10 protein-coding genes are annotated in these 10015 nt (G+C 60.5%); 7 read left to right on the forward strand and 3 right to left on the reverse strand.

Annotated features, from left to right (window positions below):
* The first annotated feature begins 53 nt into the window (after positions 1-53).
* Positions 54-1085, forward strand: a complete 1032-nt coding sequence (pheS, locus tag VLM75_06630; protein ID HSV96594.1) for a phenylalanine--tRNA ligase subunit alpha — start codon at positions 54-56, stop codon at positions 1083-1085.
* 12 nt (positions 1086-1097) lie between these two features.
* Complete coding sequence (gene pheT, locus VLM75_06635) at positions 1098-3494, forward strand: phenylalanine--tRNA ligase subunit beta (protein HSV96595.1); 2397 nt, start codon at positions 1098-1100, stop codon at positions 3492-3494.
* A gap of 85 nt (positions 3495-3579) precedes the next feature.
* Here the strand turns inward: pheT and cyaB are convergent, their stop codons facing one another.
* Together cyaB and VLM75_06645 are read right to left on the reverse strand one after the other, a co-directional pair.
* Complete coding sequence (cyaB, locus tag VLM75_06640) at positions 3580-4107, reverse strand: class IV adenylate cyclase (GenBank protein HSV96596.1); 528 nt, start codon at positions 4105-4107, stop codon at positions 3580-3582.
* A 10-nt stretch (positions 4108-4117) separates the two neighbouring features.
* On the reverse strand, positions 4118-4918 hold the full coding sequence (locus VLM75_06645) for a GerMN domain-containing protein (protein HSV96597.1): 801 nt from the start codon (positions 4916-4918) through the stop codon (positions 4118-4120).
* Positions 4919-5285: 367 nt separating this feature from the next.
* On the opposite strand from VLM75_06645, the gene VLM75_06650 reads away from it, so the two are divergent.
* Positions 5286-6347 (forward strand): VWA domain-containing protein, encoded by a 1062-nt coding sequence (locus VLM75_06650; protein HSV96598.1) that lies wholly within the window; start codon positions 5286-5288, stop codon positions 6345-6347.
* Positions 6348-6472: 125 nt separating this feature from the next.
* Here VLM75_06650 and VLM75_06655 read toward each other — a convergent pair whose 3' ends face one another.
* Entirely contained in the window at positions 6473-7705 is a 1233-nt protein-coding gene (locus VLM75_06655; protein ID HSV96599.1) for a mandelate racemase/muconate lactonizing enzyme family protein, read from the reverse strand.
* A gap of 343 nt (positions 7706-8048) precedes the next feature.
* On the opposite strand from VLM75_06655, the gene VLM75_06660 reads away from it, so the two are divergent.
* The 4 genes from VLM75_06660 to VLM75_06675 all read left to right on the forward strand — a co-directional run.
* Complete coding sequence (locus VLM75_06660; protein HSV96600.1) at positions 8049-8234, forward strand: hypothetical protein; 186 nt, start codon at positions 8049-8051, stop codon at positions 8232-8234.
* Between the two features lie 25 nt (positions 8235-8259).
* Complete coding sequence (locus VLM75_06665) at positions 8260-8466, forward strand: hypothetical protein (GenBank protein ID HSV96601.1); 207 nt, start codon at positions 8260-8262, stop codon at positions 8464-8466.
* 108 nt (positions 8467-8574) lie between these two features.
* Complete coding sequence (locus VLM75_06670; GenBank protein ID HSV96602.1) at positions 8575-9450, forward strand: hypothetical protein; 876 nt, start codon at positions 8575-8577, stop codon at positions 9448-9450.
* Positions 9451-9550: 100 nt separating this feature from the next.
* Positions 9551-10015 (forward strand): hypothetical protein (locus tag VLM75_06675; GenBank protein ID HSV96603.1); only part of this gene is annotated, 465 nt, incomplete at its 3' end.

Raw genomic sequence — 10015 nt, forward strand, 5'->3', positions numbered from 1 at the left:
CCCGAACGGCGCGCAATGCCTGCCGGGAAACCCTCGCATATAACGGTTGCCCTATGGAACAAAAACTCGAAGCAATCCGCGCCGCCGCGACACAACAGATATCCGCGGCCCCATCAATCGACGAACTGGAAGCGATTCGCGTAAGGGTACTCGGCCGCAAGGGCGAGCTCACCGCCATCCTGCGCACCCTTGGCGAGCTCTCGCCCGAGGAACGCTCGCGTGTGGGCCAGACATCCAACCGGATCAAGGCCGCCCTCGAGGCCCTTATCGAGAGCAGGAAGGCCGAACTCCTCGACTCGCGAATCAACGAGCTTTTGAAAGAGGAATGGCTCGATGTCACCCTGGCCTCGGCCGGCGCGTCGCGCGTGTTCGAACCCGGCCGGTTGCATCCGCTATCGCAGATCCAGTACGAAATAGAGGACATCTTCACCTCCATGGGCTTTATCGTACTCGACGGCCCCGAGGCCGAGACCGACTACTACAATTTCGAGGCGCTCAACATCCCGGCGCACCATCCAGCGCGCGACATGCAGGACACCTTCTGGACCGAGGACGGCAACCTCCTGCGCACGCACACCTCGGCGATACAGGTGCGCGGCATGGAGCGTCTCCAGCCGCCGTTTCGCGTAATCGGCCCCGGACGCGTCTTCCGCTACGAGGCCACGGACGCATCGCACGAAAACACCTTTTACCAGGTCGAGGGAATGATGGTCGACCGCGACATCTCGGTGGCCGATCTGATCTATTTCATGAAGGTGCTTTTAAAAGAGATATTCGCACGCGAGGTCACCATCCGGCTGCGGCCGGGTTACTTCCCGTTCGTCGAGCCCGGCTTCGAACTCGACATCCACTGCCTCATCTGCGACGGAAAGGGCTGCAGCGTCTGCAAACAGAGCGGCTGGGTGGAGCTTTTACCCTGCGGCCTGGTGCATCCGAACGTGCTGCGCCACGGCAGGATCGATCCCGACAGGTGGTCGGGCTTCGCGTTCGGCCTGGGCATGAACCGGCTCGTCATGATGCGCTATGGCATCAACGACATCCGCCACTTCCTGAGCGGCGACATCAGATTCCTAAGGCAATTTTAGCGAGGTCCACCCATGTGGCTGTCATTCAATATACTCTCCCGTATGCTTGATCTTTCCGGGCTCGATCCCGACGAGGTGGCGCTCCGGCTCACCATGTCCACGGCCGAGACCGAGGGCGTGGAGCGCATTAACGCGCACCTTGATACCATCATCGCCGCAAAGCTCATCGAGGTACGGCCGCATCCCGACGCCGACAAGCTCACCCTCTGCGACGTGGACACAGGAAGCGGGACGCTTCGCGTGGTCTGCGGCGCTCCCAACCACAAAAAGGGCGATATCGTGGCGCTGGCCACGGTGGGCACGAAGTTCGGCGGGGAATTCACCGTAAAGAAGACGAAGATCCGCGGCGAGGACTCGTCGGGCATGCTCTGTTCGGAGAAGGAGATGGGCCTCTCGGACGACCATTCCGGCATCATGATACTCCCGCCCGGCACCAGGCTCGGCGCGACGATGAGCGAGCTCTTTCCCGCGTGGCGCGACACCCGCATCGAGATAGACAACAAGTCGATCACCCACCGTCCGGACCTGTGGAGTCACGCCGGCTTCGCGCGCGAGATCGCCTCGCTCTATGGACGCGCCTACAGGGGGCCGGTGGACATGTCGATCGCCAAGGGCTTCCCCGCCGGCGCGTCCTTCGACGTTCGGATCGACTCACCCGAAGGCGCGCCGCGGTACTGCGGGCTGTCCATAAAGAACATAAAGATCGGCGAGTCGCCCGACTGGCTGAAGGCCGCCGTCACCTCGATCGGAATGCGCCCCATCAACAACATCGTCGACGTCACCAACTACGTAATGGTGGAGATCGGTCAGCCCATGCACGCCTTCGACCTCAAGAAGCTCCGCGGCGACACCATCATCGTGCGTATGGCGGCGAAGGGCGAAAAGCTCACCACTCTCGATGGCGAGGAGCATGAGCTCATCCCCGAGGACGTGGTAATCGCCGACCGCGACGGCGCGGTGGCCCTTGCCGGGGTCATGGGCGGCGGCAACAGCGAGATCGACGACACCACGACCGAGATCGTTCTGGAGGCCGCGAACTTCAATCCCGTATATATCCGCAAGACCGCCGCGCGCTATGCACTGCGCACCGAGGCGGCCATCCGCTTCGAGAAGTCGCTGGCCCCCGAGCTCTGCGAGGCGGCGATCATCCGCTCGTTCGATCTCATCAAACAGATCATTCCGGAGGCCGAGGCCTCGAGCCGTATCGTGGATGCGTATCCCGTCAAGGCGAAGCCGGTGCGGGTGGCGACGAGCATGGAGTTTATCCGTAAAAAACTCGGGCATCCGGTCGATGACGGGCACATACGGAAAATCCTCGCCAGCCTCGATTTCGAGTTGAAGGGTGACGCGGGCTCACTCGATATCGGCGTTCCCGGCTACCGGGCGACGCGCGACGTCTCGATCCCCGACGATATCGTTGAAGAGGTCGGCCGCATCTACGGCTACGACAACATCCCGCCGAAGGCGCCAATGGTGCCCTGCGCACCGCCGCCTGCCAACGAAAAACGGGCCATGGAGCGGCGCGTAAAGCAAATCCTTTCCCGCAACCATAATCTTATCGAGGTGAGCAACTACTCCTTCGTTGGCGACGACCTGCTCAACCGCCTGAAGGTGAACGAGGACCGCGAGCTCCGCCTCAGGAACCCGCTCTCGCAGGAACAGGACCGCCTGCGCCGCAGCCTGGTGCCGAATCTCGTTAAAAACATCGAACTCAACCAGCGCTATAACGACGCGTTCAGAATTTATGAACTGGGACGCGTATATTTGAAGGAAAAACGCACGGAAACCGCGCTTGCACTGGAGAACACCCGCGTTACCGGGGCCGTGTACCGGAGGAAGGCGGACACTTCCCTCTTCTATGAGGCGCGCACCATCGCCGTCGACCTGCTCGGTCAGATCGGCGTAAGCGGTGTGCGCCTGCTCCCCGCGGACAAGGACCTCCCGCCCTATGCGCATCCAGGGCGCTCGCTCGAGATACTTATTGGAAAAGACCGTTCCGGCCTCGTCTTCGAGCTGCACCCCGCCTCGCGCGAGGCCTTCGACATCCGCGGTTCGGCCGCACTTTTCGACCTGGACCTCGACGCACTCCTCGCAGCGAAGAAGACCGGGCGCGCCTTTACTGAGCTTCCGCGCTTCCCCGAGGTCCCGTTCGAGCTTTCGGTGCTCGCGGACCGGTTCACCTACGCAGCGGACATCATCGAGACCATCCGTAAATCCAGCCGTGAATTGGTGCGCACCGCCGATGTGGTATCCGTCTACGAGGGCGATCCCGTGCCCGCCGGTAAAAAGTCAGTTTCAATCAAAGTAGTGTTCGCCGCCGCCGACCACACGCTTGGCCCCGAGGAGATCGAGAAGGTGCAGAAAAAGGTGCTCGGCGACCTCGACGCGAAGGGGTTCAAGTTGAGATAGGGGGAATCCCCGAGCTTGTCTAAATCTTCTCAGCCGCCGGCGGCTCCCCTTTGATAAAATCGTCGCGTTTTAATTATCGCGCACATCAACGGGCCGCGTTTTTTTCCAGCAGCAGCTCCAAATACGACCTCCGCTCAAAGCGCGAGAGACCCAGTTTTTCGGCGAGACCGAACAGCTTCTTTTCCGCCCCCTCGCGGTCTTCGCTCAGTATCTCGATCTCTGCGAAGTCGCCCAGGCCCTCCACGCTGTCCAGGCACACGTGCGCGCCCTCCAGCGCGTAGAGCTCGCGCCGCTTCTTCACCGTGCGCACTGGCCTGAAGCCCAGGCGCGCGAGGACCTCGGCGAAGGCGTCGGCGTCTCCTATTGAGACCTCGTTCTCATAGCGCGTCTTGGAGATTGTGCCGATCTTCGGGCCCTTGTAGGTGACGACCGAGCCCTCCGGCGTGCGTCGTATGCGGAAGGCCTCGTCGGTCTCCGCGAAGTCGCGCGATGGATGGTTAAAGTAGGAATCCTCCTCGATGAGCGGGCCTTCGAGCGCCCCTCCGAGCGATTTGATCCGCGCGCGGAGGGCGTCCGGATCGGCGCAGTATGCCTTTATCTCGACCTCGAGCATGGATGTCTCCTCAGTGCTGAGCGCGCGTGAGCGGGCTGGCAAGGGCCAGGCCGTCGGGCCCGATGGTTTTGCGTTCGGCGCCGTTTATCCGGATCACGACGCCGTCCACGCCCTCGAATTGCGTGGCGGTGAACACGATCTGGTCGATTCGGTTCATGAGTATGCTCCCCACGGCGTTACGCTCGAGCGCCTCGTTGAAATCGATATGGGCAACCCGGTTCCTGATCACCACGCTCCGTACCATAAGCCCTCCCGGGAGCGCCGAGAGCATTCCGGCCTGCTCCTCTTTGCGGCTCGGTCCCTTCGCGAGTTCCTGCATGGCGCCGAGGAGCGGAACGTCCGACCGGATCGTACGGCGCGCGTACGCGAGGCCCACCTTCTCTGTCTTTTCGTTGAAACGAAGGAAGTAGAGCCGAACCTCACGCGTGGGCGCGAGCGTTTCGCCCGGTGAGTGCTTTTTATCCTCGCGCACTGTCTCCTTTTTGTCCTTCTTTTCGTCCGCTTCTTTCTCCACATCAGCGGTTTTCGACGCTTCTTTCTTGTCGGCATCCGCGATTTCTTGCCGGGGGGTGGGGCGGTCCTTCTCAGTCGGCGTGCCAGGCTTAAAATAAAGCCTGTCGACGAGAAGGACGGCGATTGTCAGAAGCACGAGTATGGCGAGCACATAGAGGGCCCTGCCGCCCGAATCGCCCAACGGCGGCGCCTTTCGCGCGGCTGGGGCCTTCGGAGCGGCCGCGGCCTTGCCTTTTTTGGTGGTTCCACGGCCCTTCGCCGCGGAAGACTTCTGGGTGCCTTTCGTCGATTTAGCCATCGGCCCATCCTCGTGTTCGATGTTGGGGGCCTGGGGACCCGCCCGACTTACGCCATAGTATGCCCGGTTGTTAAAATTATCAACCATTTGTGCGGGGGAAAAAGCGAAGCATTCATAGCGATTGGTATTTTACACAAGCAGACGAAAAGAGCGGTTGATTTTTCAACAAAAGCATGCATATATAGCTCATTTCCTGAAAGAAAATACATTCGATTTAAGTTGTCGAACGGAAGAACATGGAAGCGTTGATAATGACCTACGGTTGCTACGTTGTCTTTATATTCTGAGATTGGGGCGTACGGGTATAAGGCGAATTCTTTGTTGCGATTCCATCCAAATAATTCCATGGAACGAAAGGAGACCATCTATGAAATCGGTCATTCCCACCGCGATAAAGACGGCGGTTATCCTCCCGCTTGTAGCCGCGGCAGCGCTTTACGCCGCGGGCCCGTTCGGGAAGGACGCAGACCACGACGGCTTTCCGGACGACCTCGAGCTCGCCACCGGCCACAACCCGCGCGTCAACGAGGCGCTTAAAAAGAGCGCCGCCGGCGGCAAGTGCGGCGTCATCACCACGGATCTATTGAAGCTGGGACGGCCGCACAACGTGCTCGTCATCCTCGACATATCCGGCAGCATGCGCGAGCCGTTGGGCGACTCGAGCAGGATGGACGTCGCTAAAAAGATACTGGCGCGCTATATCGACGCGCTTCCCTCCGGCATGAAGCTCGGCTTCGTCATCTACGGCAAGACCGACTGCGGCGACGAGAGCGTCGAGATCGTTGCGCCGGTGGGACGCCTTAACAGGGCCGCGCTCAAGGAACGCATCGCCGATCTTTCGCCGCGCGGCTCCACGCCGATAGCGCTCGCACTCGGAAAGGTCGCCGGGTATTTCAAGGGCTTCGAGGCCGATAACAACCACCTCATACTGATCAGCGACGGGATGGAGAGCTGCGGCGGCGACCCGATCAGGTCGATCATCGAGCTCAAGGAGAGCGACGCGGACCCGGAAGTGACGATTATCGGGCTCGGAGTTGACCCCGCGACACGTGCCCAGCTTTTTCGGATAGCGGCCTCGTCCGACGGTGTGTACGCCGACGTTAAAAGCGAGAAAGACTTCATCGGCGCCTTCGCGCAGTTCTTCAACAGGATGAACCGCTTTTTCAAGGACATCGTCTGCATCGTGAGCCAGTACAACGCGTACCTCACCTACGAGACGGAGCAGTACAACAAGAGCAAGACCTATCTCGTAAAGGCCTCCACCAGGGCGTTCGATGACGGCGCCAGGGCCGCGCTCAAAAACGCCGAAGACCTCATCGACCACAACCACTCGGCTCGCATGGAGGCCAGGGACACCCTGAACGAGATGATCAGGAACAAGATGGACGAGATGGAAAAGGCCGCCAACAGCTTCGTCGGCCGCGAGTGAGCCCATTGAGAAGGCGCGCGCGGCGATCGGCGTTGCATGTGTAACCTCAACGCCGTATCCGGGGGCATATCGGGGCCGTGGGCGAGGCGCTCGCGCGCTGTTCGTGAGCGCAGAGCCCGCGCCTTTTACTCCCCGCCTTCCTTCCGCTTTTTCAGGTCGAGCGCAGCCCTGAGACCCTTCTCGCGTATCACCTTTATTTTGAGGCCAAGCTCAGTCATCTTGAAGAAGCGCGTGCCGTATTTACGAAGAAGCTTTTTGTCGATCTCGAAGCCCAGACCCGGCCGTGTGAACGGGGCTATCATAGCGTTGCGGTCGGGGAGGATCGGCGCAATGATCCCCTCACGGAACTCGGGAATCCACGACGGCTCCTCGAGCGGATATTCCAGCAGATGCTTGTTCCCGGGGTCGGCGAGCAGCAGGTTCCAGTTGACATAAAAGCCGATTCCGTTGGTCCAGGTGTGCGGCGTGAACTCGCGTTTCTTCTCCCGGCAGGCCTTGATCACCTTCATCACCTGGGCGATCCCGCCCGCGAAGACGGCATCGGGCTGGTAAACGTGGAAGCAGTCCTTTTCGAGCATGATCTTGATCTCGTCCCAGCCATAGTTGAGCTCCGCGCCCGTGATCTTCACCTTTTTCGCAAAGCGCTTGAGCGCGGCGTTGCCGTCGTAGTCGCGCGAATCGAGCGGCTCCTCCAGCCATTCGATACCGTTCGCCTCGCAGGCGCGCACGAACTCCTTCGCCCTGTTCAAATCCCAGTTCGGCACGCGGTCCACGATCGACACGGGCCAGCCCTGGTTGGCGTCCACGCCCAGGCGCATCTTTTTACCTATTCCCTTCGCGACAACCTCGATGTGGCGAATGTCGTCCTTCAGCTCTTTGTTTTTCACGCGGAGCTTCGCGGTCTTGAAGCCGCGCGCCGCCATAGCCTGCAACTGTTCCACGCGCCTGTACGGGTCGCGCATCTCGCCGGTCGAGCAGTACACCTCCACGGGCCGCGCCGCGCCGCCCAGCACTTCATAGACGGGCTTCCCTTCCTTTTTGCCGATGATGTCCCAGCACGCGGGCTCGATCCAGAAGTTGCGCCAGCCGAGATAGCCGGCCTGTTTCAATAAATCCTGCACGCGGTCTATATCAGTGGGGTCGGCGCCGATCAGATAACCCCCCAAAAGGTCGCCCAGCCCCTCGCGCTCCTTGCCCATGGCCGAGCCTGCCGAGTAGCCCTCGATCCCCTCGTCGGTGACGATTTTGATGAGCGTGAAGCGGTTGTGCGTCTGCGGGTAGCCGGGGATCCAGGTGGGCCAGAACGTCTCTTTAAGCGGCACGGAAACATGGTACAGTTCGATTGCTGCGATTTTCATTTTGCCTCCTCCGGTCTGATCATCGTGATTTGCATCCGGCCGTACACGCCGCGCCAATCGATGTCGCCTTGCGCCCCGTAATGCCGGACGTGCGTTGGACAATATCAGATAACAAAACGTACGCCGGTGTTTCCGAAAATGCAAGAGAAAAACGCGCGCACTCGCGGTCGCCCCGCTCCGACACTCCGCATCCGCGCCATCGAACAAGGGGTTGCAACCCCATGTTCTGTTTTTCGCCATGTCATACCCGCTTTGCATCAAGTGACCGCCATAGCCCTGTCAACCGCGCCATATTATGCTTGAACTGTAGCCGTCCCTTTGCATACACTCGGGACGCTTTCCAATGGGCGTGATGTATCGGCGTGCTATACTTGTTACTGGCGAAATCGGGGAGCGCGGCGCCATCGAGCCGCTCAAGCGCATGCTCATCGATGACGTCACCGACGACTGGATATTACTGAAGCAGACCATCGCCGGGATACAGGACCGCCGTCCTTCCGGCAGGATGCAGGGGGCGGCGGCCGATTAACAGACTGAAACGGGAAATAAAAGCAATGGAAATCAAACTCTATCACATTGATACTCTTGAATACTCGGGATGCATCGTCGCCCGCGACGCCTTCGATTACGAGTTCCGGGACGTCGCCGACGCCCATTTCATCGCCACGACGCGCGGTATGCCGCTTCGGGCCCTGCTCGCCAACCTAATCACCTTCGACCTCGTTTACGACGTTGCCGACGAGGGCGCATGCGCCGAATAAAAAGCGCCCGCAAAGGGATTGACATTTTGCCGTACCGCTGTATGCTTCACCGGTACAGTCGCAAACTTCGCCGGGCGGGCAAACAACGGTACATACAGAGATAAATGAATGGCCGGGGACAATAAACAATTGGGCGACTTCGACCTAAATTCCTTCGACATCGACGTGGACCTCGACAATCCTTTCGCCGACGAGCTGAAGGCGGGCGGGGTCAGGCCCGAACCCCAGCACCGCGCTGCCGCCCCACCGCCGCCGCCCGTACGCACAATCGAATCCGTCGGGCCGCGCAGGCGCTCGTCCAAGGACTTCAACCCGGACATGGACGCGCTGCTCCTCACGGCGCAGTCGTCCATGATCATTGAGGGGATGCAAAACTACACCCAGGGCAACTTTTCATCGGCGACGCTGCCAATTTACATGGAGGCGCTCAAGGGCGTCGCGCTCTACACCAAGATACTCGACCGCAACCCAAACAACTACAACAAGCTCAAGGAACTCATCGACTCGGACACCGACTGCAAGGAGGTCGAGACGATCGCCTTCAACATGTATAAAATGATGCACGGCATCGAGCCCGACTCGTACCAGGAAAAACTCGCCGCCTTCGAGAAGTTCGAGCTCCTTTTCAAAGAGGCGGTCAACAAGGCCTCGGTGAGCAACTCGATGCGCTTGCTCAAGAAATACCTCCTGATGTCGGGAAGCCTCGACGAGGTGAAGATCCGCAACTGCTTTGCCGCCAACAACCCCGATTTCGCCGCCGATATCCAGAATTTCATCCAGCACCTCAAGCTGGCGCACGAGATGGTTAAAAAGGGAAAGTGCGAGATTTCAAAGGGCCTCAAGGGCCGTGATATCAACATTTACATCATCAAGACATCGTACCTGCTGTACTCCTACTATTCGCTCGCCGGCAATCCGGACCTCGCCGAGTACTACGGCAGGGTGCATTCCAACTACAAGAAATACTTCATCATCCGCGAATGACTTTCTCCGCCGCCGTCGCTTCGTCGCTCGATCCGGAAAACGCCGTCGGCGCGTGCCTTCGCCGCGCACATCCTCCCGCGTCCGGGCTGAAGCGCCACCCATGAGATCCGCCGACTCCAGCCACGACTCGCCCCTTGTATCAGTCGCCGACTCGCTCCGCTTCGGTACGGTCGCGCCCTCCGGCGTAGCCCTTCGAGTCAACGCCATGGTCAACGCCGCTATACCTGAACTCTGCCGCGCGCTTCCGCCGTCCCAACGCACCGACGCTGCCCTGCTCCTCATGCGCTACTGCTCCGCCCTTCGCGAAGGCGCGCCCGACTACTTCCGAAATTTCCACGCGCCCTCTTACACGGTGCTGGCCCATATACACTCCTCGTCCGCGGCCCCGTACCGCGCCCCGGACGGAGCGCTCGAACGCGCGGCCGCCCTCCAGGCCATGGCCATGCTGCTCCATTCGCTCGACGACCACCTCCACGACGGCGAGCTTCCCGCAACGCACCTGGCCCTGCTCATACGGAGCGAGGCCTGGCGCCGCTACCGCGCGGGCATCGGGCTCCTTGCCGAA

This window comes from Spirochaetota bacterium (assembly GCA_035477215.1).
GTDB lineage: Bacteria > Spirochaetota > UBA4802 > UBA4802 > UBA5368 > MVZN01.

What these genes read in the sequence shown, in the direction of transcription:
- pheS (HSV96594.1), top strand. Translation starts at nt 54, where the DNA reads ATGGAACAAAAACTCGAAGCAATCCGCGCCGCCGCGACACAACAGATA.
- pheT (HSV96595.1), top strand. Translation starts at nt 1,098, where the DNA reads ATGTGGCTGTCATTCAATATACTCTCCCGTATGCTTGATCTTTCCGGG.
- cyaB (HSV96596.1), bottom strand. Translation starts at nt 4,107, where the DNA reads ATGCTCGAGGTCGAGATAAAGGCATACTGCGCCGATCCGGACGCCCTC.
- VLM75_06645 (HSV96597.1), bottom strand. Translation starts at nt 4,918, where the DNA reads ATGGCTAAATCGACGAAAGGCACCCAGAAGTCTTCCGCGGCGAAGGGC.
- VLM75_06650 (HSV96598.1), top strand. Translation starts at nt 5,286, where the DNA reads ATGAAATCGGTCATTCCCACCGCGATAAAGACGGCGGTTATCCTCCCG.
- VLM75_06655 (HSV96599.1), bottom strand. Translation starts at nt 7,705, where the DNA reads ATGAAAATCGCAGCAATCGAACTGTACCATGTTTCCGTGCCGCTTAAA.
- VLM75_06660 (HSV96600.1), top strand. Translation starts at nt 8,049, where the DNA reads ATGGGCGTGATGTATCGGCGTGCTATACTTGTTACTGGCGAAATCGGG.
- VLM75_06665 (HSV96601.1), top strand. Translation starts at nt 8,260, where the DNA reads ATGGAAATCAAACTCTATCACATTGATACTCTTGAATACTCGGGATGC.
- VLM75_06670 (HSV96602.1), top strand. Translation starts at nt 8,575, where the DNA reads ATGGCCGGGGACAATAAACAATTGGGCGACTTCGACCTAAATTCCTTC.